Origin of the sequence: Ensifer sp. ENS10, assembly GCF_014852025.1 — a bacterium.
In the GTDB taxonomy this organism is placed as follows: domain Bacteria; phylum Pseudomonadota; class Alphaproteobacteria; order Rhizobiales; family Rhizobiaceae; genus Ensifer.
Map to the genome: position 1 here is coordinate 395,021 of NZ_JACVAS010000001.1, position 22,751 is coordinate 417,771.

Here is a 22,751-nt window from a genome sequence, read left to right on the forward strand (position 1 = left end):
TCTCTGGCCGCGCCACCGATGTGGACGCAACGCAGAGATAGAGCGGATTGCATATCGGGGTAGTGACAGAGATCAAAGACTTTGGGTCGATCGACCCCGTGCGCAGCGCGCAGTTCAAGACGCGCTTCGAACGCTTTCCAGGATCCCCTTAGCGGGCGATCGCCGTGCCGATCGCGGCACGCAGTTCGTCGATCCCCTGGCCCTTTTCCGAGGAGGTCGAGAGAACCTCCGGGAAGGCTGCGGGATGCTTCTTGATCTTCTCGAGCGTCTCGGCGATCAGCCGCGGCACGCCGGCGGCCTTGATCTTGTCGGTCTTGGTGAGGACGACCTGGTAGGAAACAGCCGCCTTGTCGAGCAGGGCGAGCACGTCCTCGTCATTCTTCTTGATGCCGTGGCGGGAGTCGATCAGCACATAGACGCGCTTCAGCGTCGAGCGGCCGCGCAGATAGTCGAACACCAGCTTCGTCCAGGCGTCGACCTGGTCCTTTGGCGCCTGGGCATAGCCGTAGCCCGGCATGTCGACGAGCGCCATCGGCGGCAGGTCGTCGGCCTCGCCGGAATAGCCATCGGGTACGAAGTAGTTGAGTTCCTGCGTGCGGCCCGGCGTGTTGGAGGTTCTCGCCAGCCCCTTATGGCCGACCAGCGCATTGATCAGCGACGACTTGCCGACATTCGAGCGGCCGGCAAAGGCGATTTCCACCGGTCCCTCCGGCGGCAGGAACTTCATGGCGGGCACGCCGCGAATGAAAATCCACGGCCGGCCGAACAACGGCTTGTCGTCTTTGGTTTTGCTTTCGGCCATCGGCGGTCGGTCCTTCATCGAGAAAGTCCATGGCTTCCCGGTTTTGGCCGTGGATGTCAAGGCGTCGGCGTGCGGACCGGCCGTGTGGGGATGGTTTGCGCCCGCCGGAACTCGTTGAAGAGATAGGCAAGCAGCGCCAGAAAGATGAAGGTGCCGCCGATGATCGTCCGGCTGCTCGGCACTTCGCCATGAATGATCGCGACCCAGAGCGGACCGAGCACGGTTTCGGCGGTGCCGAGCAGAGCGGCCAGCGCCGAAGGCACCAGCCGGGCACCGGTGACGAAGAGCGCCATGCCGAGCCCGAGGTTGAAGGCGCCGAAGACGAAGAGAAGTGCCAATTCGCCCGATGTCACCGCAAGCCCGGAAGACTGGCCCCCCGCAATGGCGCTGGCCGCGAAGCAGCCGAAGCAGGTGGCGGGCGTCATCCGCACATGCGGATAGCGGCGCGTGATGACGGTTGCCAGCGCGAAGACCACAGGGATCAGCAGCGCCAGCGCATCGCCGACCGGCGACACACTGCCCGTCAGGCTCTCCGATACCATGATCGCGACCCCGACGATGACGGCCGTGATCGCGCCCCAGGTGAAGCGCGATACCCGCTCGCGAAACAGGATCCAGCTCATCAGCGCCGCAAACAGCGGCACGCCGGCGCCGAGCAGCACGACATTGGCGATCGTCGTATAGGAAATGGCGATGATGAAGGAGGTCGAGGCGATGGTGAAGCAGAGCCCGACGGCGATGCCCGGCCAGCCCATGCCCTTGAAGAGTGCCAGAGTGCCGCGCGGTCCGTCGCGCACCAGCATGAAGGCAAGCAGGAAGAGGCCGGCAAACAGGCAGCGCCAGAAGACGATCGTCCAGCTGTCGGGGATCTCCAGGAAGCGGGCGATGGCTCCTCCGAAACTCCAGAAGAAGGCCGAGCCGAAGACGAGCAGGGCGCCAAGCTTCTCGTTGGCGGCGAACGGAGCGGAGGTGGCCGACGGGTCGGTCATGGCAAATTGTCCTGGAGCGAGGCGCAGAGATTTCGATATCGCCTGATGCCCGCGCCGCGCGCCCGCGTCAACGCCATTGCGTGTCGCGCGAGGGCGCAGAAACGAAAAAGCCCCGGACCGTGGTCCGGGGCTTTGGGATTGTCGTGCCGGCCGGCGTCATTCCGCCGGTTTGGGTTTCTTCGAAAACAGGCCCTTCAGGTTGTCGAAGAGCTCGATCTTCACGCCCTGGCGCTTCATGATGATCGACTGCTGGAGCACCGAAAGGGTGTTGTTCCAGGCCCAGTAGATCACGAGACCGGCCGGGAAGGATGCCAGCATGAAGGTGAAGACCACGGGCATCCAGGTGAACAGCATTGCCTGGGTCGGATCCGGCGGCGTCGGGTTCATGCGCATCTGCACGAACATGGTAACGCCCATGATGATCGGCCAGACGCCGAGATGCAGGAAGGTCGGACCGTCGAACGGCAGCAGGCCGAAGAGGTTGACGATCGTCGTCGGATCGGGCGCCGAGAGGTCGTGGATCCAGCCGAAGAACGGCGCATGGCGCATCTCGATGGTGATGTAGATCACCTTGTAGAGTGCGAAGAACACCGGGATCTGGATGAGGATCGGCCAGCAGCCCGCCAGCGGATTGATCTTCTCGTCCTTGTAGAGCTGCATCATCGCCTGCTGCAGGCCCATGCGGTCGTCGCCGAACTTCTTCTTCAGTTCCTCCATCTTCGGCTGAACCTTCTTCATGTTCGCCATCGATGCGTACTGCTTGTTGGCGAGCGGGAAGAAGAGGCCCTTGACCACGATCGTGGTGATCAGGATCGCGATGCCGAAGTTGCCGAACAGACGGAAGAAGAAATCCATCATTTTGAACATCGGCTTGGTGATGAAGTAGAACCAGCCCCAGTCGATCAGCTTGTCGAAGTTGGGGATCGAGTAGGCCACTTCGTAATTGTCGACGACAGGAACTTCCTTGGCGCCGGCGAAGACGAGGTTCTTGACCTCGGACGTCTGGCCGGGGGCCACGGTCACGGCGTCGCTCTTGTAGTCGCTCTGGTAGCGGGCGCGGCCATCGGTGAAGTGCGTGAAGCGGGTGTCGTAAGGGGTCGCCTGCGGCGGGACGATCGCTGCTGCCCAGTACTTGTCGGTGATGCCGAGCCAGCCGCCGGTCGCCTTGCCGGGTTCGACGGACTTTTCGTCTTCGATCTTGCCGTATTTCAGTTCCTGCAGGCCGTGTTCGCCGAGGACGCCGATGAAGCCTTCATGCAGCACGTAGACGCTCGGCGTCGTCGGCTTGTTGAAGCGGGTCACGCGGCCATAGGACGAAAGCGCCAGCGGCTCGGCCGTGCCGTTCTTGATGCTGTCGACCACCTGGAACATGTAGTGGTCGTCGACCGAGACCGTGCGGGTAAAGGTGACGCCCTTTTCGTTGGTGAAGCTCAGCGTTACCGGGGTCGCCGCAGTCAGCTTGTCGCCGCCTGCAAGCGTCCACACGGTCTGCGGGCCGGGCACGCCGCCGGTCGCATCGCTGCCGACATAGCCGAGTTCGGCGAAGTAGCCGTCGGTGGTCTCTGCCGGACTGAAGAGGGTGATGACGGGGCTCTTCGGATCGACCGTCTCGCGGTATTCCTTGAGCTTGAGGTCGTCGAAGCGCGCGCCGGTCAGGTTGATGGAGCCGGAAAGGGCTGGCGTGTCGATCGCAACGCGGGCCGTTTTGGCAATTGCCTGGTCGCGGTTCTCGCCGGCGCCCGGAATTGCACCGCTGCCCGGCAGAGCTTGGCCCGAAGGCTGCTGCGTCGGGGTCGCTGGCTGCGACTGCGACTGCGCCTGTTGCGCCTGCAGGGCTTCCGCAGCGATGCGTTCCTTTTCCATCTTCGGATTGACGTAAAGGAACTGCCAGGCAATGAGGATCAGCACGGACAGGCCAATCGCCACGAAATAGTTGCGGTTTTTTTCCATCATGGTTTCCTGGAACCGGCCGGCGGCCGCTTCTGTTTCGGCTTGTTTTCGATGCGCTCGCCAAGCCCCCGGGTCAAGGCGTCGAAGGGGGCGTTCAGGAGATCGCGTCGGGCGACAATCACATAGTCGTGTCCGGGTTTCATTGCAAACCCGGCGGAAAGCCGCACCGCCTCTTTCAGGCGTCGGCGCATCCGGTTTCGCTCGACGGCATTGCCGTGTTTCTTGGTAACGGTGAAGCCGACGCGGGCTTCGCCCTCCGGATCGTTGCGGTCGAGCACTTCGAGGAGAAACAAGGGGCCTCTACGGCTTTCTCCTGCCCGAACGGCCAAAAACTGCGGACGGCTTTTCAGCCGCCCGACAGTCGTTTTGTCTTTATCTGACGTCATGTGCCCGGACACTGGTTTCGGGCAGTTTCGGCTTAAGCCGAAAGACGCTTGCGGCCACGAGCCCGGCGGGCTGCGAGGACCTTCTGGCCACCCTTGGTAGCCATACGCGAACGGAAGCCGTGACGACGCTTGCGGACAAGCTTGGACGGTTGGTAGGTACGCTTCATTTATTTAATACCGCGGTGTGCGGCCCTTCTTGGGTTTGCGTGTAGCAAGGAGCGTTTACGTTACCGGACGCGGCTCCGCCTTGCGGGCAGGAGGGCTTGACCGGACGTGCGCGGCTTATAAGGGGAAATTTCCCGGAAAGTCAATTGCGGCCGGCGATTCAGTGGCCGCGGGATCGTAAAAGTAACCGGCACACTGGATTGAGGCGTGTCACAGGCGCGCGAAAGGCGGGCATCTAGCCGAGATTGGTAAACAGAACTCTAACCGGCGCTCCCCAGAATGCCTGCCGGCTGCGACGAGTTTTATTAACTACGGCTATTTTAGGGTCGCCTCGGTGCAATGGGGTGGCGGCGTGTCCGATAAGCGGACAGGTCTCGCGACCTTGTGGAGGTCGGGATGAAAATACGCGGTAAAATCTATCTGATCGTCGGGATCATGAGCCTGCTGGCGGTTGCGGTGACCGGGATGTCGCTGGTCGCTGTCAGCAGATACAACGAGAAATTCCACCAGTACGAGAATGTCGCGACGCGCGCCTTCAACGCGGAACGCCTGAACCGTCTGGTGACCGCGGTCGTCATGGAATCGCGCGGTATTTACGCCGCCCCGACCATCGAGAAGGCCAAGCCCTTCGCCGAAGGCATCCGCAAGAACCTCGACAAGATCGACGCGCTGCTCACCGAGTGGCGCCCGCTGATCCCGGCTGAAACGAAAGCGTCCTTCGATACGTTGGTCGCCCGCGCCGCGGAGTTCAAGACTTTCCGCGTCGAGACGGCGCGGCTTGGCGAGGAGGTCTCGCCGCAGGCCGCCAACGAGCAGGGCAACACCGATGCCAATCGCGCGAACCGCAAGGCTTTCCAGCAGCAGATCGACGGCGTTGTCGACATAAACCTGAAGACGCTTGAAGTCGTTACGGCTGACGTTGCCACCTTCGAGCGCGGTGTAATCATCACCATTTTCGCCATCGCCGGCCTCGGCATGCTCGCCGGCCTCGGCGCGGCCTTCTATATCGCAACGAACCATTTGAGCCGCCCGATCCTCGAGCTGACCGGCAAGATGAAGCAACTGGCTGGCGGCGATCTGACCGTCGACGTGCCCTTCGCTGGCCGCAAGGACGAAATCGGCGAAATGGCTGAAGCCGTTCAGGTCTTCAAGCAGAACGGCCTTGCCGTTCGCGACCTCAATGCACAGGAAGCGGTGCTGCGTGAAAAGAGCGCCGACCTCCAGTCGAGCATCGGCGTCGTCGTGGCGGCCGCTGCCGCCGGCGATTTCACCAAGCGCATCGGCAAGGACTACGAGAACGACGACCTCAACCGGTTCGCCACAAGTGTCAACGAACTGGTCGGCAGCGTCGATGCGGGCATCGCCGAGACCCGCCGGGTCGTCGCGAGCCTGGCGGGCGGCGACCTGACCCAGAGCATGAACGGCCATTTCCAGGGCGCCTTCGCCGAACTGCAGAAGAACGTCAATGAAACGCTGTCGACGCTGCAGAAGACGCTGCGTGAAGTCCGCGTGACGACCGACACGATCAACGGCAACTCGTCCGAACTGCGTGCCGCAGCCGACGACCTCTCGAAGCGCACCGAGCAGCAAGCCGCGGCCCTCGAGGAAACCTCGGCCGCCCTGGACGAGATCACCGTTGCGGTGAAGAGCTCGACCGAGCGGGCGCAGGAAGCGACCGTCATGGTCAACGAGGCCAAGCACAGCGCCGCGCAGTCGGCCGCTGTCGTGCGCAACGCCGTCGACGCGATGGGCCGCATCGAGCAGGCGTCGAGCGAGATCGGCCAGATCACCAACGTGATCGACGAAATCGCCTTCCAGACCAACCTTCTGGCGCTGAACGCCGGCGTCGAGGCGGCACGTGCCGGTGATGCGGGCAAGGGCTTTGCGGTCGTCGCACAGGAAGTCCGCGAGCTTGCCCAGCGTGCGGCAAGTGCCGCCAAGGACATCAAGTCGTTGATCTCGAAGTCCGGCAGCGAAGTGGCGACCGGCGTCCGGCTGGTTCAGGAAACCGGTTCGGCTCTTGGTGAGATCGAAGACCGCGTCCTGAAGATCAACGATCATATCCACTCGATCGCAACGGCGGCGCGCGAGCAGTCGACGGGCCTCAGTGAAGTCAGCACCGCGGTCAACCAGATGGACCAAGTGACCCAGCAGAACGCGGCGATGGTGGAGGAGGCGAATGCCGCCACCCACAAGCTCTCCGCCGAGGCCAACAACCTCGCCAACCTGATCGCCTACTTCAAGGTGGACAATACCGTGGCAAGGCCCGTGGTCGTCGCGCGTGAAACCGCCCGCCCGGTCGAATCGCCGGCGCGCCGCATGATGGGCAACGTCGCTCGCGCCTTTGGCGGTAGCTCCGCTGTGGCTGTTGCAAAGGACGATTGGCAAGAGTTCTGATCGGCGACTTGCCTCGCGACTGCTTGTTTCCGCAAGTGGTAGGTGAATAGGGGCGAAAGCAGGCAGCATTTGAAAGCGCTACAGCAACCTTTGCGCGTCTGAGAGGACGCGCGGCGCTGCAGGTGATCGGAGCCCGCGGTACCGTCATGGTGCCGCGGGTTCGCTGTTTTGGCAGCCTCGAATGCCAGCCGCCGGTCTGGCGTCATTGCCCCCGCGACGCACCGGCCCAGAGGATTGCAGCACTGTTCCCTGGGTGACTTACACCGATCCGGATTCTGTGCAGGTAGGCCAGACCGAGGCGGCAGCGCGCCGAAGATTTCTCTTCGGCGATGCGAGGGGAGGGAGATAAGCGGGATGTGGTCCTTTGCAATTGCCAACGGCGCGACACTGAATGATGTCCGCGCCTATGTCGCACCCCGCCCGGCCGCTCCGAGATTGGAAAACAGACGGCCATCTCCTATTATGGACCCTTGGCGCGAAACCGCTTGGCTCGGGCACGTGTGCGGGCTCTCGGGCGTTTTGGTTGACGGGCAGGGAAGTTTGTAAGGCATGGCGGAAGAGACGCGTCCGGCAACGGCAAGTGAGCCACTGAAGACGAGTGCGGGGTTCTTCCGGGGCCTTTCCGGCAAGCTGCTCCTGCTGACCATCGTCTTCGTCATGCTGGCGGAGGTGCTGATCTTCGCGCCGTCTGTCGCCACCATGCGCATTCGTTGGCTTGAGGATCGGCTGAACACGGCTGCCGCCGCTGCCGTCGTCGTCGATGGCCTGCAGAATGTCGAGCTGCCGCGCAGCGTGCAGAAGGACACGCTGATGGCGACCGGCACCAAGGCGATCGTCATCCGCCGCAAGGATGCGTCGCGCATGATCGCGCTCACCGACATGCCCCTTGAGATCGAAGGCGAGTACGACGTCGCCAATTCCACGGCCTTCGCAGCGATCCGCGATGCCTTCGATACCCTGCTCTTCGGCGGCGATCGTGTAATCCGTGTCTACGGGCCGCTCGGCGAAAGCGACGCGACGATCGAGCTCCTGATGAAGGATGCGAGCCTGCGCAAGGCGATGCTCGTCTATTCGCGCAACGTCTTTGTCCTGTCGCTTATCATTTCGCTGATCACGGCGGCGCTGATCTTCCTTGCCATCAACCGCATGCTGATCACGCCGATCCGGCGGATGACGGCGAGCATGCAGGAATTTTCCGACGATCCGGCTGATCCGGGTCGGGTGCTCGTGCCGCCGGAGGGGCGAGATGAGCTTGCCGTCGCCGGCCAGCATCTCGCCACCATGCAGCGCGAGTTGCAGAAGACGCTGAAGCAGCAGAAGAGCCTTGCCGAGCTTGGCCTTGCCGTGTCGAAGATCAACCACGACATGCGCAATATTCTGTCTTCGGCACAACTGATCTCCGACCGCTTGGCCGACGTGGATGATCCCGTGGTCAAGCGTTTCGCCCCGACCCTGCTGCGCACCATCGACCGGGCTGTCGGCTATACGCGCGAGGTCCTCTCCTATGGCCGCACCACCGAGGCCGAGCCGCATCGCCGCTTCGTGGCGTTGAAGCCGCTTGTTTCCGATGTCGCCGAACTGCTGGCGATCGATCCCCAGGCGGGCATCGATTTCCAGATCCAGATGCAGGACGACATCGAGGTCGATGCGGACAGCGAGCAGCTCTTCCGGGTGGTGCACAATATCTGCCGCAATGCCGTCCAGGCCCTGACCAACCATGAGCCGGAGGACGGCCGTCCGCGGCTTGTCACGGTGTCGGCCATGCGCATCGGCAGCGTCGTCACCATCTCCGTCGACGATACCGGCCCCGGCATGCCGCCGAAGGCGCGGGAAAACCTGTTCGCCGCTTTCCGCGGCTCGGCCCGCTCCGGTGGCACCGGACTTGGTCTCGCGATCGCGCGCGAGCTGGTGCTTGCCCATGGCGGCACGATCGCGCTTGTCGAAAAGCCGACGCCCGGCACGCTCTTCCGCATCGAACTGCCCGACCGGCCGGTGCCGCTCGACGCATTCCGCTCGAAGTTTCGCCACTAGCGCACGGCAATTCCCGCCCCATGAGGCGGGTAGCCGCTAAGGCTGGCGCCTCCAACAAATTTTTCCGGGGCCGCTTCCGCGGCGCAACACCCTGCTTTTCAGGGCATTGCTGCACCGCAGTCGTAGCGACTGTCCACAGCAAGTCGGGGCATCGTCGTAAAAATGAAATTTTTTTGCCGAACGGCGCTTGCAATCCCCGAAAGGACCCTTTAGAGAACCGCTCACGCAAGCGGTTCGACCGCTTCAGGCAAGCACCCGTAGCTCAGCTGGATAGAGCACCAGACTACGAATCTGGGGGTCAGGAGTTCGAATCTCTTCGGGTGCGCCATTCTTCTTCAATAGCTTAGGCTAGTCCAGATCCCCGTCGTTTGTGCGGGGATTTTTGCGTTTTGGGGCCATCCTTTCAGTAAAGCGCGGCGCTGTGCGACGTTGGCGCAGCTGTCGGTCGCGCAGCCGTTCGGCCACGCTTGGTTGCGAGCCGATTGCTTTGGCGGCGGTGCGCGAACGGCCGAGCGATCCCGCTCGCTCGGATGGCGGCCCGAGTTTCTCGATATGACGCAGCGCCACCGCTACGAGGACCGCAAGGATGGTCACGGCGATCGCGCTGAGGATGGCCGCGCTGTTGAAGCCTGTCGTAAAGGCCGCCCGGGCATTCTCGATGAGGCCCGCCGGCAGTTCCGCCCGCACCGCCCGCGGGCCCCACAGACTGTCGCTGACTGCCTCGCGGGCCGCGTCCCCGAGGTCATCGGGTGTGCTGAGATCAATCGAATGGCGATAGATCGCAGTCGAGATGCTGCCGAGCACGGCGATGCCGAGCGAAATGCCGAGATTCCTGCACGGTTTCGGTCATGGCCGAGGCGGAGCCTGCCTTCTCGGGCGGTGCGGAGCCGACGACGAGGTCGGTACCGACTTCGCACATGAGACGTTGCTCGTCGACGAGCATCGTCATTTGCGGATGACCGTCCACTTCGAGGGGTAGGGGCCTTGCCCACAGTCACGACGATTTTTGATACTGCGACATATTCGCCGCACGGAGCGTGGGGTAATTGTTCAATGCTCCGAAGTGGTTACGTGACAAGGAATATATATTAGTATAATGTAATTTCTAGAGGTCGTGGAGGCGCCGAACCCGTCTCGGAGCCTTTGGGGGATAGTGACTCCGGATCACAAAAAGGCGGAAGCGCCTTCACGAACTTTTGACGCCTGTGTCTGAGAATTGGCCCAATGACTTCCTATATTCAGGAAGATATTGCGGCCACTGAAGGAAAGGAGGTGCCGGATGTATCGCTATATGATGAAAGAACTGCTGGTGATCGTAGCTGGCCTTTCGATATGTGCCTTCACGATCCTGTTCTTCCTGGTTAACTCGACGCCCAATCTCTGACGGAACCAAACGACGTTCCGCGAGCGTTAGCGTCACCGAAGGTGCGCCAGTATGTCCAGAGTGCGCCGATCCTTCTCTCCCCCGAAATAGTGCTCAAGCGCCTGTTCGAACAGGTGCCCGCCCTCGTCGGCCTCGGCAAACAAGGTCATCGATGACCGGAACTTCACGTCGTCGGGGCTGGAGAATATGTCGTGTGCCGATTTCCCTGAAACCGAATTGACCAGTTCGGTGCATTGCCGAAGCCGCAACCCCAACAGTGGATGGGCGAGATAGGCCCGCGCTTCGTCGAGCCCGGAGATCGCGTAGCGCTCTGCCATCGGCGAGTGCCCGAGGCCGGCGATCTGCGGGAAGACGAACCACATCCAATGTGTCCGTTTGCGGCCGTGGCCGAGTTCGTCCAGAACCGCGGCATAGACACGGTCCTGGGCTTCGACGAAACGTTTGAGCTCGAAGGGATCAGGCATTGCCGCGTCTCCTTCTCCACGCCTGCGGCGGTGGCGTCAGTTACCAGCGATGATGAACATGAACCTTCACCAGCCGCTCGTAAACTGCGGTGATGGCCGCCTTGGTCTGCTCGTCGATGGCTGCAAGCGCGCTGGCGGCTGCGTTGGATTTTGCCTGCGCCTCGTTGCGGGCGCCGGGGATGACCACCGAGACGGCCTGCTGCTCGAGGATCCAGCGTAGCGCGAACTGTGCCATCGGCACGCCTTCGGGCACCAGCGGACGAAGTTGCTCGACGGCTTCCAGCGCCGCTTCGAACGGCACACCGGCAAAGGTCTCGCCGACGTCGAAGGCTTCGCCGTGCCGGTTGAAGTTGCGGTGATCGTCAGCGGCAAAGGCGGTTTCCCGGGTGATCTTGCCGGAAAGCAGGCCGGAGGCGAGCGGCACGCGTACGATGACGCCGACATTCTTCTTCTGAGCTTCGGTGAAGAACAGCTCGTGCGGGCGCTGGCGGAAGATGTTGTAGATGATCTGCACGGTCGCAACGCCGGGATATTCGATCGCCTTCAGCGCTTCCTCGACCTTTTCGACTGACACGCCGTAGTGCCGGATCTTGCCCTTGGCGACGAGCCGGTCCAGCGCACCGAACAGCTCCGGACGATAGTAGACCTCGGTCGGCGGGCAGTGCAGCTGTACGAGATCGAGCGTCTCGACGCCGAGATTGGCGAGGCTGCGGTCGATGAAGGCCTCGATGTTCTCGCCCGTATAGCCTTCGGTCACGTGCGGGTTGAGCCGGCGGCCGGCCTTGGTTGCAACGAAGGGCCTGTCGCCGCCGCGCTCCTTCAACACTGCCGCGATGATCTTTTCGGACCGGCCATCGCCATAGACGTCGGCCGTATCAACGAAGGTGACGCCGGCATCAAGTGCGGCATTGAGTGCACGCTTGCCGTCTGCCTCGCTGACATCGCCCCAGGAGCCTCCGATCTGCCAGGCGCCGAAGCCGATCTCGGAAATGGTTGCGCCGGTCTTGCCAAGAACTCTCGTTTTCATGGTGCTGTCTCCTGTTTTGCGTCGTCGATCATAGGCTGTGTGGAGCGCTTCTATTATGACCGGTCTGATCGAGTAAATTAGAGCGAGATAGAGAGCGGGAAACCGCGCACACTTTTCTCGACAGGCTGGCTGAGAACGCGTTTTCGGGCGGAAGCTGATCGCTTGGGGCGTGGGCGCGCCGGGAGCTAGTCGTCGAGCGAGACTAAGGCCTTGCCGCGGCTGAGATCGACGACCATGGAAAGGATCGCCTCCGCTTCATCCTTGCGCAGGTCCACGGTCAGAACCGGGCCCTTGTCCGTGAAGCTCTCGCCGGCAATGGTCACGTCGCGGGCGAGGAGCCGCGCCTTGATCAGCGCCATGTCGGAAAAGTCGACTGCGACGGTCGCACGCACGGTTTCGATCATCTCGATCTTTTCCGCCGCCCTCAGGCAAAGCGCCGCCGTGCCGCCATAGGCGCGCACCAGGCCACCGCTGCCAAGCAGGATACCGCCGAACCAGCGGGTGACCACCACGGCGACCCGGTCGAGCTCTTGGCCGTCAATCGCGGCGAGAATAGGCTTGCCGGCCGTGCCGCTCGGCTCGCCGTCGTCGCTGAAGCGATAGGCCTGGCCGATGCGCCAGGCCCAGCAATTGTGGTTCGCCGTGGGATCGGAATGGGCGCTCAGGAAATCCTTCGCCGCCTGTTCATCGGCAATAGGCGCGGCAATGGCCAGAAACCGGCTCTTCTTGGCGTCCTGGGTTGCCGTTTCGATGCGCGTGAGGGTGAACATGGCTGCTTCCGTTTCTGAAACGCTGATAACGGATTGCGGGCAAGGGCGCCACCATGGTTTGGGGCGCGACACAGGGCTTGAGTATCGGAGCGGGTCCGAACTTTTCCGGCCCTCATTTCTGTGCTTGTCACGGAAATGCAGTCACGGCGCGTCTGCGGCGCCGTCTGCAGTGTCGCCTTGAAAGGTTCTTTCGCGCCGCCGACGCGGCGCAGCTGGATCTCTGTGACAAGCACAGAGATGAAGAGGAGAGGGCAGCGCCACGACGACCGGGTGAAGCCCCAGCCCCTTCATCGCCTCTCCCGCGTTCGGGAGAGGCATTCTTGTCTGTGAGGACGAGTGACGATCAGCCGATCGCCATCAGGCTGGCATTGCCGCCGGCGGCCGCCGTGTTGATCGAGGTCGAGACCTCCTCGAGCAGCCAGTTCAGGCAATAGGCGTCGGGGTTCCTGCCGATCTCTTCGGTCGAAGCCGCCTGGACGAGAACGAGCGGGCCCGGCAGGCCGGCAATCGCCTTGCTGACCTCGCGCACGCGTTCGCCGTCGCCTTCGACGAGTGCACCAGCGAACGGACCATCGGCCGCCCATTCCTTCGACCAGGAAAGTCGGGCGGAAACGCTCGCCGGCAGGTCCTTCAACGAGGCCTGGAGGCCGGAAGCGGCGTCGACGACCACGGTGTTGCCGGTCGCAAGCGCAGCACCCAGCTGGTGGTAGAGACCGGTTTCCGTCGCCGGAACCAGCAGGACGCGGCCGCGCGGGTGCAGCGCATAGAGGTTGCGTTCGCCGACCGGGCCCGGAAGCTCCGAAAGCAGGCCGAGGGCCGAGTTGCTGCCGGCGGTGCGGGCAGCTTCTGCCTCAGTCTTGGCGCCCTTGCCGTCGAGCCACTTGGCAAAGTCGAGCAGCGCCGGATCGGTGTGAACCGAGCTGTGCTGTGGCGGAACCGGTGCGGTGGCGACGAGACGGCCGAGATAGAGCGGGCCGCCGGCCTTCGGGCCGGTGCCGGAGAGGCCGCGTCCGCCGAAGGGCTGAACGCCGACGACAGCGCCGATGACGTTGCGGTTGACATAGAGATTGCCCGCCTTCACCCGGGCGGTCACATGCGCGATCGTCTCGTCGAGGCGCGTGTGCAGGCCGAAGGTCAGGCCGTAGCCGGTGGCGTTGATGTCGTCGATCAGCTGGTCGAGATCGTCGCGGCGGTAACGGATGACGTGCAGCACCGGACCGAAGACTTCGCGCTTGAGGTCGGAGAGCTTGTCGAGCTCGATGATCGTCGGTGGCACGAAGGTGCCCTCTTCGGTTCCGGAGGCAAGGCCGATCTGCTCGACCTTGCGGCCGAGACCGCGCATCGCGTCGATATGCTTCTCGATGATGCCCTTGGCTTCGGCGGTGATGACCGGGCCGACATCGACCGAGAGCCGGTCCGTGCGGCCGATCTTCAGCTCGTGCAGCGCACCCTTCAGCATCGAAAGCGTGCGGTCGGCGACGTCTTCCTGCAGGCAGAGAACACGCAGCGCCGAGCAGCGCTGGCCGGCGCTGTCGAAAGCCGAGGCGATGACATCGCCGACGACCTGTTCGGCAAGTGCCGAGCTGTCGACGATCATGGCGTTCTGGCCGCCGGTCTCGGCGATCAGCGGGATCGGTCGGCCGGCGGGCGAAAGCCGGTCGGCAAGCTGCGCCTGGATCAGGCGCGCGACTTCGGTCGAGCCGGTGAACATGACGCCGGCGATTTCCGGTGCAGCCACCAGGGCCGCGCCGATACGGCCGTCGCCGGGGAGCAACTGCAGGGCGTCGGCGGGGATGCCGGCCTCGTGCAGGATGCGCACGCCTTCAGCGGCAATCAGCGGCGTTTCCTCGGCCGGCTTTGCCAGCACCGGGTTGCCGGCAACGAGGGCCGCGGCAATCTGGCCGGCGAAGATCGCCAGCGGGAAGTTCCACGGGCTGATGCAGACGATGGGTCCAAGCGCCTTGTGGGCCGGGCCGAGCGTGCGGCGCGTCTGTTCGGCGTAGTAACGCAGGAAGTCGATCGCTTCGCGTACTTCGGCAATGGCGTTCGGCAGAGACTTGCCGGCTTCGCGGGCAATCAGGCCGAGCAGCGTCGGCATGCGTGCCTGCATCAGATCGGCGGCGCGCACCAGGCAAGAAGCACGTTCGGCCGGCGAGACGGCGGCCCAGCTTGCGGCGGCCTTGGCGGCAAGGGTCGCGGCCTGACGGGCATCGGCTTCCGAAGCCTCGGTGACCGAGCCGACCACGTCGCGGTGATCGCCGGGGTTGACGACGGCCCGCGTTTCGCCCGAGGCAGTGCCGGTTGCCAGCTGCGGAACGGCCTTCCAGTCGACGGTTGCACTCGCCTGCAGCGCGGCGGTCAGCGAGGTGAGGCCCGCTTCGTTTGAGAGATCGAGACCGGCCGAGTTGCGGCGCGTTTCGCCGAAGAGATTGTCGGGCAGAGCGATCTGGTCATGCGGCGCGCCGACGATGGGCATGGCGCGGACGATCTCGACCGGGTCGGCGGTCAGTTCGTCGACCGAAACCTTCGGATCGGCGATGCGGTTGACGAAGGAGGAGTTCGCACCGTTTTCGAGCAGTCGGCGAACGAGATAGGCAAGCAGCGTCTCATGCGTGCCGACCGGGGCGTAGATGCGGCAGGGACGGTCGAGATTGCCTTTGCCGACCACTTCGTCATAGAGCGGCTCGCCCATGCCGTGCAGGCACTGGAACTCGTATTTTCCGACCTTGAAGTCCTTGCCGGCCATTTCGTAGATGGTCGCAAGCGATTGGGCGTTGTGCGTCGCAAACTGCGGGAAGATCACGTCGGTCGCGGCCAGCAGCTTCTTGGCGCAGGCGATGTAGGAGACGTCGGTGTAGATCTTGCGGGTATAGACCGGGAAATCTTCGAGACCGTCGAGCTGGGCGCGCTTGATCTCGGCGTCCCAATAGGCGCCCTTGACGAGGCGAACCATGACGCGGCGTTCGGCGCGGCGGGCAAGATCGATGATGAAATCGAGCACGTAGGGGCAGCGCTTACCGTAGGCCTGGACGACGAAGCCCATGCCGGCCCAGCCGGCGAGGTCCTTGTCGAGGCAGAGTTCTTCTAGCAGGTCGAGCGAGAGTTCGAGGCGATCGGCTTCCTCGGCGTCGATGTTGAGGCCGATGTCATATTTCTTGGCGATGAGAGCGAGCGCCTTCACCTTCGGCAGCAGCTCTTCCATGACGCGCAAGGCCTGCGAACGGGCGTAGCGCGGGTGCAGCGCCGAAAGCTTGATCGAGATGCCGGGACCTTCATAGATGCCGCGGCCGGCGGACGCCTTGCCGATGGCATGGATCGCCGTCTCGTAGTCGCGGTAGTAGCGCTCCGCGTCGGCAGCCGTCGTCGCCGCTTCGCCGAGCATGTCGTAGGAATAGCGGAAGCCCTTCTGTTCGAGCGCGCGCGAACGGCGCAGCGCCTCGTCGATGGTCTCGCCGGTCACGAACTGTTCGCCCATCATGCGCATCGCCATGTCGACGCCGCGGCGGATGACCGGCTCGCCGCAACGGGCGATGAGACGGGTCAGAGCGGCCGAAAGGCTGCGGTCGTTCACGGTGGCGGTGAGCTTGCCGGTGACGACGAGACCCCAGGTGGCGGCGTTGACGAACAGCGAGCGGCCGCCGCCGATATGCGACTTCCAGTCGCCGTCGGAGATCTTGTCGCGGATCAGCGCGTCGCGCGTTGCGGTATCAGGAATGCGCAGCAGCGCTTCGGCAAGGCACATCAGCGCCACGCCTTCCTGGCTCGACAGCGAATACTCCTGCACCAGACCCTCGACGCCCGAACCCTTGTGCTTGGCGCGCAGTGCCTCGATCAGCTTGCGTGCGGTCTTGGCCGCTGCCGCGCGGGTCGCGGCGTCAAGCGTTGCGGCTTCGATCAGCGCCGGCAGCGCTTCCGTTTCCGGGCGGCGGTAGGCGGCAGTGATTGCCTGGCGCAGCGTGCTCTGCGGCCGCACCGGCGGGGCGAAATCGGCGAAGGGAGCCTGCGGCGCGCCGGTTTCGGTCGTGGTCTTTTGAAGCGGTGTCTGGCTCATCGAGCGCTATCCTCCGGGAAGCGGTTTGGAGGGCGCGGCGCGCCCCCGATCGTGGGCGGAAAATACGCTTCCTTTCGCCGTACATCCATCCGGCATTTTTTGTCTTTTGCGGAATGTTTCACCGCTACGGCCGAACATGACCGGAGACAATGCGGATTGTTCGCGATACCACCGGATGATCAGAGATCAGGCCGCCTTGCCGAAATGCTTCTCGCGGGCCATCAGGCACTCGTCGTCGCCGGGCATGCAGGTGCGGCAGACGATTGGCCTGATCGCATAGATCTTGCAACCGACGTGTTCGCCGAGCTTGCCGCCGAGTGCGGAGCAACGATCGTCCTCGCAGCGCATGCCGCCGAGATCGGCCGACACATATTCCGCCGGTATCAGGTCGAGCTCCTCGTCCGTCTCCAGCGAGAAGCGCGGCCAGTCGGCCGAATAGGCGCAGCAGGCGCCGCAGCTCTGGCAATCGAAGATGTCGTCGGAAGCGGAATGGGTCATGCGCCAAACTAGCATGAAGGTCCGCGGTCTGAAATGGCCCTCACGCGATGGTCGCGTCCCGGCGGGCAATCTCATAGTCTTCCGTATGCACCAGCACGCCATCGTCGGTCACGACGGCGATGCCGTAGGCTGCCGGTTCGTCGACGGACAGAGACGTATCGGGTGTGTCGAAGGGCATCGGCTGCTGGTGCACGGGGCTCTTGAAGATCGAGAAAGGAATGCCGCGGCTGGAGCCGCTGATCGTGCGGTGCACGTGGCCGGCAAAGATATGCCGCACGTTGCCGTGTCGTTTGACGAGCGCGTAGAACTCCGTCTCGTTGGCGAGCCGGATCATGTCCATGCCGGTAAAGCCCGTTCTGTGTGGCGGATGATGCATGAACAGCAGCGCCGGCCTGTCGCCGGCGTCGGCAAGCTGCCGGTCGAGCCAGGCAAGACGTTTGGCGCAGAGCACGCCGACATGGCTGGTGGGATAATCATAGGGCGGCGCAAAGAGCGTATCGAGCAGGATGACGCGGCAATCCGGGAAATCGATCGCCTGCTGAATGAAACCGTTCTCGTCCGCCACGGCGTCCGGGAAGGTATCGAGAAAGACCTCGCGCCGATCGTGGTTGCCGATGGTTATGGCAACCGGCGGCGCGAGCTGATCGATAAGCTGCTTCAGCCGTTCGTAGGAAACGCGATCGGCGTAGTGGGTGAGGTCGCCGGTGAAAATCACCCGGTCGGCGTCCGCATGGTAACGGTTGACGTGTTCGATGCCATTGGCCAGGCGCTGGTAGGGATCGAGCCCGATGATCGTCGTGCCTTCGGGCACCATGTGTAGGTCGGTAAAGATGATCAGCTTTGTCATGGAGATCCAGAAGGTTGCGTCGCGGGTGGCCCAAGCTGTCGCGCGGCGTATGACGCGTCAAGCGGCAACTTTGGGGCGACTCTCTCGGAGCTCGGCGGTTCTTCTTGCGGCGGGCCTAGGAAAGCGCTAATGCAAACGCATCTGATATATCAGCTATGATCGCCGCTAGGGCGACGGCAAGCGAATTGGAGAAACGGCATGCGGTGGAAGCGCACAATCCAGTTGCTGGACGTTCATTGCGAGGGTGAGATCGGCAAGGTCGCGATCGGCGGCGTGCCGAAGATCCCGGGAAACTCGATCGCCGAGCAGCTCAACCACATCAACACGGTCGATGACAGCCTGCGCCGGTTCCTGTGCCTGGAGCCGCGCTCCGGTTCGATCGGCTCGGTCAACCTGCTGGTGCCGCCGAAGCGGCCGGAGGCAGACGCCGGCTTCATCATCCTCCAGGCCGACCAGGCGCATGCCATGTCCGGCTCGAACTCGATCTGCGTCACGACGGCGCTGCTCGAATCCGGCATCATCGAAATGAAAGAGCCCGAAACGGTGGTCATGCTCGACACGGCCTCCGGCCTCGTCAAGGCCACCGCCACCTGTCGCGACGGCCGTTGCGAGAAGGTGAAGCTGACGATGGTCCCGTCCTTCGTGCATGAGCTCGACGTCGAGGTCGACACGCCGAAGTGGGGCAAGATCAAGCTCGACCTCTGCTACGGCGGCATCTTCTACGCGCTGGTCGATGTCGGCCAGATCGGCACCACGATCGACAAGGCGAACGCCCGCGAGATCGTCGAAGCGGGCATGATCCTGAAGGATATCGTCAACCGCACCATCCCCGTCGTCCATCCGGAGATCCCGGAAATCAAGGGCGTCGCCTACGTCATGTTCCGCGATGTCGAGGCGGACGGCACGATCCGCACCTGCACGACCATGTGGCCGGGCCGCGTCGACCGCTCGCCTTGCGGCACCGGCAGCTCGGCCAATCTCGCGACGCTGCACGCCCGCGGCAAGGTCAAGGTCGGCGACGTCCTGAAGTCGCGCTCGATCATCGGCTCCGAGTTCGAAGTGGGCCTCGAAGGCGTGACGACCGTCGCCGGCCGCGAGGCGATCATCCCGACGATTGCTGGCCGCGGCTGGACCTTCGGCCTGCACCAGGTGGCGCTCGATCCCTTCGATCCGCTGGCCGACGGCTTTGCGCTGACCGATACCTGGGGACCGCAGGCGGGCGAAATTCGCTAACCCGACCTGCTTTGAAACATGCAGTTCCGAATGAATCGTCGCTTCACACCGTTTCTGGAATTGCCCAAACGAAAACGCGGGCCGAAGATCCCTATGATCTCCGGCCCGCGCGGCCCTTGGGAGGCGTGTTGGATTATTTGATGCGGCTGGTCTTGCCGAGCATGGCCGTCTGCAGGGCGTCGTTGCCGGTAAGTTCCGCGAGCTTGCGTTCGGCGAAGGCGTCACCTTCGTTGGCGGCCTTGCGGAAGATCGCACGGGCGGCCGGGATACCCTTGGCGGTGCCTTCACCGTTCTCGAGCATCAGGCCGAGATTGACCATGGCATCGACATTGCCGCGGTCTGCGGCCAGGCGATAAAGCTTGGCAGCCTTGGCGTTGTCTTCCGGCACCAGCTTGCCTTCGTCCAGGATCACCGCGAGGTTGAAGGCGGCGACGTCGTCGCCGGCGAGCGATGCCCGTTCGAACCATTCGATCGCCAGCTTGCCGTTGACCGGCGTGCCCATGCCGTCGCGGTAGGAGACGCCGAGATTGTAGGCCGCGAGAACGTTGCCGGCAGCAGCGGCCTTCTGGTTCAGCGCGAATTCGGTTGCCGTGTCGCCCTGTTCACCGACGAGAACGGCATAGTTGGTCATCGCCAGCGCGTGGCCATGTTCGGCGGCTTCACCGAGAATGCGCAGCGACTGGGTCTTCTGCCCGGCCTTGTCGAGCACGCGAGCGAGCTGAAATTCGGTGCGGGCGCCGCTCTTCTGGTTGTAGGCCTCGCGGCAGGCCGAAAGCGCCACGCCGATCCTGATGTCTTCGGCGGAAACGGCCGGGAAAGTCTGGTTGCGCTGCAGGTCGAAGATGCTGCCCGCTTCGCGGTCGCAGACTTCGGCGGCGGAGAGATCGGCAGCGCGTGCCGACGGGAGGGCGATCGCGGCCACTGCCAGCAGACTGACGATCGCCAGGAAGAGGGCATTGATGATGCGGGTTCCGGATGTGCTGCGCTTTTCCATGATGCTCTCCCCGTGTCTTCAGGATCAATTTATCGGCGACCGTCACGGAGGGCTGTTACGGCGGGAACAGCCTGGTGGCGAAAGCTCTGGCGAAGTGACGGAGGGACATAGAGAGCCGGGCCCTTGAGCCGGCTTGCATCCGGGAACGCCGGGGCTATCCTCGAAGGTCGCAACGCTCAAACGGGAGAGGGCAATGGAAGATCTGGCAGCGCCAATGCGCAAGATGCTGGTGAGCCGACGCGTTGTCGTCGGCGGCCTGCTGCTGACGGCGGCCGGCGGCGGTGTCGCCACCTCCTGGGCAAGCCCTTCACTTGGCGAGGCAACGGAGGTCCGCGGCGACGTTAGACGGAAGCAGGCGAAAAAGGACGACCCGCTCACGGTCGGTAGCCAGCTCTTCGAGAACGACCGCGTGCGCACGAACGTCGAGAGCTATGCGACCTTGAACCTCGGCACCGATACGCGCGTGCTGCTCGGCGCCGAAACCGAGCTGCTCGTCGACAGCTTCATCGCCGGTCAGGGTGGTACGCTCGAACTCGGAACGGGCCGCATGGTGTTCGATCGGCCCGAGGGCCTGCCCAAGGTCGATGTGGCGGTCCGCACGGCCTTCGGCATGATCGGCGTGCGCGGCACCAAGTTCTTTTGCGGACCGAGCCGGGCCGCATTTGCCGTCTTCGTCGAACATGGGAGCGTTTCGGTCGCGCGTGGCGGCGTGACCCGGATCGTCGCTGCGGGGCAGGGGGTGGAGTTTCATCATCGCGGTGACGCCCCGAGCGAGCCCATCAACTGGGGTGAGCCGCGCATCAGGGAAGCCTATGCCAGCGTCGGGCTAACGCGTTGAGCCGTCGCTACTCCCGACGAAAAGCGCGCTCCGCGCATTGTGTCCCAGGCTTTGCGGCGCTTTACTCCGAAACCGTGAAAAGCTCCATCGTCGAGAAGCCGCGAATTTCGTGGCTGCCGAGCGGGCGAAGCGGCTGCTTGCTTTCCGCCGCTGCAGCAGGCCCGACGCAGATCGATGTGCCTAGGAACTTGTTCGCCTCCTGAAGCCGCGCCGCCAGATTGATCGCGTCGCCATGGGCGGTGTAGTCGAGCTTGCCGCCGGCGCCGACTTCGCCGACCACCGCCGGTCCGGTCTCGACGCCGATCCGGGTCCTGCCGAAGCTGTTGGCGGCAAACTGCGGGCGTCCCCGCATCTCTTCCGTCAATGCATGGATCGCTCTGGCACACGCGATCGCCCTGTCGACGTGTTCCGGCAGGTCCTCGGGCGCGTTGAAAAAGGCGTGCACGGCATCGCCCACCACCTTATCGACCATGCCGCCGTGCTCGGCCACCAGCGCGTTGACCTCCGAAAAGTAGATGTCGAGCAAGGCAATGAGGTCCCGCGGCTTCAGTCTCTGCGACAGGGAGGAAAAGCTCTCGATGTCGGTGAAGAGCGCCGTCACCTGGCGTTCCTCGCCGGCCACGCGTGTAAGCCCGGGATTGTCGATATAGCGGGCGACGACCGATTGCGGCAGGTATTGCGAAAATTTCTGCCGTGCCGCCGCTTCGGATCGCCGCACCCGAGCAAATTGCAGGATGCTCGTCACCGCCAGAACGAGGGCGAGCGCGACCGAAATGCTGATCGCATCGATAAGCCAGCCACTGGTGTCATAGATGATCGCTGCTGCCGCGACGACGGCGCCGACGGCGATAAGGCCAAGGGCCGCGGATATCATTGGCCGAAGGCGCGCGGCCGCGAAGGCGATACCACATCCGGCGACGAGGGCCATGGCGGCCTCGGCGAGCGGAAGCCGGCTGTCACGCTTCGGTATGAAGCCGGTCAGGACCGCGTTGGCGATATCCGCGTGGATCTGCACCGAGGGTTCGAGCGGCATCGAGGCGCTGGGCCGTAAGCCCCCGAGGCTCGGCAGGCTGCTGCCGATGAGCACGAGTTTGCCTGCAAAGCGATCCGCCGCCGCCTTGCCGGACAACACATCGGCGGCGGAAACGGTGCGGGCGGCGAGCCGGTCCGCAGCACTGGCGACGAAGCGCAGGCTGCCGGTTTCATCGAGCGCCATCACCCGTCCGTCGATGCGCAACCAGGCGGGTGCGCCGCCGAGGATCGGCGTGCCGGCGCCGCGCATCAGCCGTGTCGCCTCGATCGCCAGCGTCGGATAGGCGTCGTTGCCGAGGATGGCATAGGCCTGTACCCGCCGGATCCGCGCGTCCTCGTCGCCAACGAGAAACGAAGCGGCGGCCGCCTTCGCCCGGTCCATGAACGCGGCACAGGAGGTTTCGGCGCCGTCGAGGAACCAGAGTTCGGGCGGGGCGAAGGGGCGGCTCAGTGCCAGCGGCGGTACCGGACGCGGCCGCTCCTGGATCGTATCGGCAATCAGAAAGCCGAGCACGACGGGGACACGTCCAAGCGCGGAGGCGAGGGCCGCATTGCCGTCGCCGGTCGTGTTGCAATCGGCGCTGAAGACGAAGTCGACCGCCACGGCCTCGGCGCCGGCCGTCGCAAGCCGCGACAGAAGATCGGCGGTTGCCGTCCTGTCCCATTCGCCTGACGGGCGCGATTGATGGGCCTGGCGGTCGATGTCGACCACAATGATGTCAGGCGACTGCGGCGCGGGAATCCACTGTGTCAGGCTGTCGAAGAACAGCTCGCGCTGCGTTTCTAATACCGGCTCGGCGAAGAGATAGAGGGCGACGGCAACCAGCAAGCTCGTCAGGAACCCGCCGGCAAGCGGAGTGAAACGCAATTGCCGGCGCGGCTCAGCGGCCATG

The 22,751-nt window shown here is 63.9% G+C and carries 19 protein-coding genes, 1 tRNA gene and 1 pseudogene; 5 read left to right on the forward strand and 16 right to left on the reverse strand.

Translation table 11 applies throughout. The features are described from left to right. Positions 1 to 148: 148 nt before the first annotated feature. The 5 genes from yihA to rpmH form a co-directional block, all read right to left on the reverse strand. Positions 149 to 802 carry a ribosome biogenesis GTP-binding protein YihA/YsxC gene (gene yihA, locus IB265_RS01990; protein WP_057248252.1) on the reverse strand — a complete coding sequence of 218 codons (654 nt, stop codon included), beginning with the start codon at positions 800 to 802 and terminating at the stop codon, positions 149 to 151. A gap of 56 nt (positions 803 to 858) precedes the next feature. Next, positions 859 to 1,791, reverse strand: coding sequence for a DMT family transporter (locus IB265_RS01995; protein WP_057248055.1), 933 nt, complete (start codon positions 1,789 to 1,791; stop codon positions 859 to 861). Between the two features lie 156 nt (positions 1,792 to 1,947). Beyond that, a complete protein-coding gene (gene yidC / locus IB265_RS02000) occupies positions 1,948 to 3,741 on the reverse strand; it encodes a membrane protein insertase YidC (RefSeq protein WP_057248056.1) in 1,794 nt (597 codons plus the stop codon). Further along, a complete protein-coding gene (gene rnpA, locus IB265_RS02005) occupies positions 3,741 to 4,139 on the reverse strand; it encodes a ribonuclease P protein component (protein ID WP_057248057.1) in 399 nt (132 codons plus the stop codon). Before rnpA ends, yidC begins: the two co-directional genes overlap by 1 nt. Positions 4,140 to 4,159: 20 nt before the next feature. Next, on the reverse strand, positions 4,160 to 4,294 hold the full coding sequence (rpmH, locus tag IB265_RS02010; protein WP_077962533.1) for a 50S ribosomal protein L34: 135 nt from the start codon (positions 4,292 to 4,294) through the stop codon (positions 4,160 to 4,162). Between the two features lie 394 nt (positions 4,295 to 4,688). On the opposite strand from rpmH, the gene IB265_RS02015 reads away from it, so the two are divergent. From IB265_RS02015 to IB265_RS02025, 3 genes are all read left to right on the forward strand, one after another. Further along, on the forward strand, positions 4,689 to 6,689 hold the full coding sequence (locus IB265_RS02015; RefSeq protein ID WP_057248058.1) for a methyl-accepting chemotaxis protein: 2,001 nt from the start codon (positions 4,689 to 4,691) through the stop codon (positions 6,687 to 6,689). A gap of 549 nt (positions 6,690 to 7,238) precedes the next feature. Continuing rightward, positions 7,239 to 8,720, forward strand: coding sequence for a HAMP domain-containing sensor histidine kinase (locus IB265_RS02020; protein WP_057248059.1), 1,482 nt, complete (start codon positions 7,239 to 7,241; stop codon positions 8,718 to 8,720). Positions 8,721 to 8,971: 251 nt separating this feature from the next. Beyond that, positions 8,972 to 9,048, forward strand: a tRNA-Arg gene (locus IB265_RS02025). Positions 9,049 to 9,068: 20 nt separating this feature from the next. Here IB265_RS02025 and IB265_RS02030 read toward each other — a convergent pair. The 8 genes from IB265_RS02030 to IB265_RS02065 form a co-directional block, all read right to left on the reverse strand. Beyond that, the gene (locus IB265_RS02030) at positions 9,069 to 9,524 is read right to left on the reverse strand and encodes a hypothetical protein (protein ID WP_192494614.1); all 456 of its coding nucleotides are present in this window, start codon (positions 9,522 to 9,524) and stop codon (positions 9,069 to 9,071) included. Beyond that, the gene (locus IB265_RS02035; RefSeq protein ID WP_158539360.1) at positions 9,481 to 9,669 is read right to left on the reverse strand and encodes a hypothetical protein; all 189 of its coding nucleotides are present in this window, start codon (positions 9,667 to 9,669) and stop codon (positions 9,481 to 9,483) included. The genes IB265_RS02030 and IB265_RS02035 overlap by 44 nt, the downstream gene beginning before the upstream one ends. Positions 9,670 to 10,136: 467 nt before the next feature. Then, entirely contained in the window at positions 10,137 to 10,568 is a 432-nt protein-coding gene (locus IB265_RS02040; RefSeq protein ID WP_057248061.1) for a DUF1810 domain-containing protein, read from the reverse strand. Positions 10,569 to 10,608: 40 nt separating this feature from the next. Next, a complete protein-coding gene (locus tag IB265_RS02045) occupies positions 10,609 to 11,595 on the reverse strand; it encodes an aldo/keto reductase (RefSeq protein ID WP_057248062.1) in 987 nt (328 codons plus the stop codon). A gap of 185 nt (positions 11,596 to 11,780) precedes the next feature. Then, positions 11,781 to 12,365, reverse strand: a complete 585-nt coding sequence (locus tag IB265_RS02050) for a YigZ family protein (RefSeq protein WP_057248063.1) — start codon at positions 12,363 to 12,365, stop codon at positions 11,781 to 11,783. Positions 12,366 to 12,708: 343 nt separating this feature from the next. After that, positions 12,709 to 16,416, reverse strand: coding sequence for a trifunctional transcriptional regulator/proline dehydrogenase/L-glutamate gamma-semialdehyde dehydrogenase (gene putA, locus IB265_RS02055; RefSeq protein ID WP_057248064.1), 3,708 nt, complete (start codon positions 16,414 to 16,416; stop codon positions 12,709 to 12,711). 186 nt (positions 16,417 to 16,602) lie between these two features. Further along, entirely contained in the window at positions 16,603 to 16,914 is a 312-nt protein-coding gene (locus IB265_RS02060) for a YkgJ family cysteine cluster protein (protein WP_057248253.1), read from the reverse strand. A 40-nt stretch (positions 16,915 to 16,954) separates the two neighbouring features. Then, positions 16,955 to 17,761: a phosphodiesterase gene (locus IB265_RS02065; protein ID WP_057248065.1), complete on the reverse strand. Its 807-nt coding sequence runs from the start codon at positions 17,759 to 17,761 to the stop codon at positions 16,955 to 16,957. Between the two features lie 198 nt (positions 17,762 to 17,959). On the opposite strand from IB265_RS02065, the gene IB265_RS02070 reads away from it, so the two are divergent. Further along, a complete protein-coding gene (locus IB265_RS02070) occupies positions 17,960 to 18,994 on the forward strand; it encodes a proline racemase family protein (RefSeq protein ID WP_034797259.1) in 1,035 nt (344 codons plus the stop codon). A gap of 133 nt (positions 18,995 to 19,127) precedes the next feature. Here the strand turns inward: IB265_RS02070 and IB265_RS37550 are convergent, their stop codons facing one another. After that, the gene (locus IB265_RS37550; RefSeq protein WP_309140260.1) at positions 19,128 to 19,466 is read right to left on the reverse strand and encodes a tetratricopeptide repeat protein; all 339 of its coding nucleotides are present in this window, start codon (positions 19,464 to 19,466) and stop codon (positions 19,128 to 19,130) included. Next, positions 19,443 to 19,988: pseudogene (locus tag IB265_RS37555) on the reverse strand (sel1 repeat family protein); the annotation flags it as partial. The pseudogene IB265_RS37555 and the gene IB265_RS37550, both read right to left, overlap by 24 nt. 214 nt (positions 19,989 to 20,202) lie before the next feature. On the opposite strand from IB265_RS37555, the gene IB265_RS02080 reads away from it, so the two are divergent. Continuing rightward, positions 20,203 to 20,826, forward strand: coding sequence for a FecR domain-containing protein (locus IB265_RS02080; RefSeq protein WP_057248254.1), 624 nt, complete (start codon positions 20,203 to 20,205; stop codon positions 20,824 to 20,826). A gap of 61 nt (positions 20,827 to 20,887) precedes the next feature. Here IB265_RS02080 and IB265_RS02085 read toward each other — a convergent pair whose 3' ends face one another. Then, on the reverse strand, positions 20,888 to 22,750 hold the full coding sequence (locus IB265_RS02085; RefSeq protein WP_057248066.1) for a CHASE2 domain-containing protein: 1,863 nt from the start codon (positions 22,748 to 22,750) through the stop codon (positions 20,888 to 20,890). Position 22,751 lies beyond the last annotated feature (1 nt).

What these genes read in the sequence shown, in the direction of transcription:
- IB265_RS02050 (WP_057248063.1), bottom strand. Translation starts at nt 12,365, where the DNA reads ATGTTCACCCTCACGCGCATCGAAACGGCAACCCAGGACGCCAAGAAG.
- IB265_RS02070 (WP_034797259.1), top strand. Translation starts at nt 17,960, where the DNA reads ATGCGGTGGAAGCGCACAATCCAGTTGCTGGACGTTCATTGCGAGGGT.
- IB265_RS02045 (WP_057248062.1), bottom strand. Translation starts at nt 11,595, where the DNA reads ATGAAAACGAGAGTTCTTGGCAAGACCGGCGCAACCATTTCCGAGATC.
- yidC (WP_057248056.1), bottom strand. Translation starts at nt 3,741, where the DNA reads ATGGAAAAAAACCGCAACTATTTCGTGGCGATTGGCCTGTCCGTGCTG.
- IB265_RS02060 (WP_057248253.1), bottom strand. Translation starts at nt 16,914, where the DNA reads ATGACCCATTCCGCTTCCGACGACATCTTCGATTGCCAGAGCTGCGGC.
- rpmH (WP_077962533.1), bottom strand. Translation starts at nt 4,294, where the DNA reads ATGAAGCGTACCTACCAACCGTCCAAGCTTGTCCGCAAGCGTCGTCAC.
- IB265_RS02085 (WP_057248066.1), bottom strand. Translation starts at nt 22,750, where the DNA reads ATGGCCGCTGAGCCGCGCCGGCAATTGCGTTTCACTCCGCTTGCCGGC.
- IB265_RS02035 (WP_158539360.1), bottom strand. Translation starts at nt 9,669, where the DNA reads ATGACGATGCTCGTCGACGAGCAACGTCTCATGTGCGAAGTCGGTACC.
- yihA (WP_057248252.1), bottom strand. Translation starts at nt 802, where the DNA reads ATGGCCGAAAGCAAAACCAAAGACGACAAGCCGTTGTTCGGCCGGCCG.
- IB265_RS01995 (WP_057248055.1), bottom strand. Translation starts at nt 1,791, where the DNA reads ATGACCGACCCGTCGGCCACCTCCGCTCCGTTCGCCGCCAACGAGAAG.
- IB265_RS02040 (WP_057248061.1), bottom strand. Translation starts at nt 10,568, where the DNA reads ATGCCTGATCCCTTCGAGCTCAAACGTTTCGTCGAAGCCCAGGACCGT.
- IB265_RS02015 (WP_057248058.1), top strand. Translation starts at nt 4,689, where the DNA reads ATGAAAATACGCGGTAAAATCTATCTGATCGTCGGGATCATGAGCCTG.
- IB265_RS02080 (WP_057248254.1), top strand. Translation starts at nt 20,203, where the DNA reads ATGCGCAAGATGCTGGTGAGCCGACGCGTTGTCGTCGGCGGCCTGCTG.
- IB265_RS02065 (WP_057248065.1), bottom strand. Translation starts at nt 17,761, where the DNA reads ATGACAAAGCTGATCATCTTTACCGACCTACACATGGTGCCCGAAGGC.
- IB265_RS02020 (WP_057248059.1), top strand. Translation starts at nt 7,239, where the DNA reads ATGGCGGAAGAGACGCGTCCGGCAACGGCAAGTGAGCCACTGAAGACG.
- putA (WP_057248064.1), bottom strand. Translation starts at nt 16,416, where the DNA reads ATGAGCCAGACACCGCTTCAAAAGACCACGACCGAAACCGGCGCGCCG.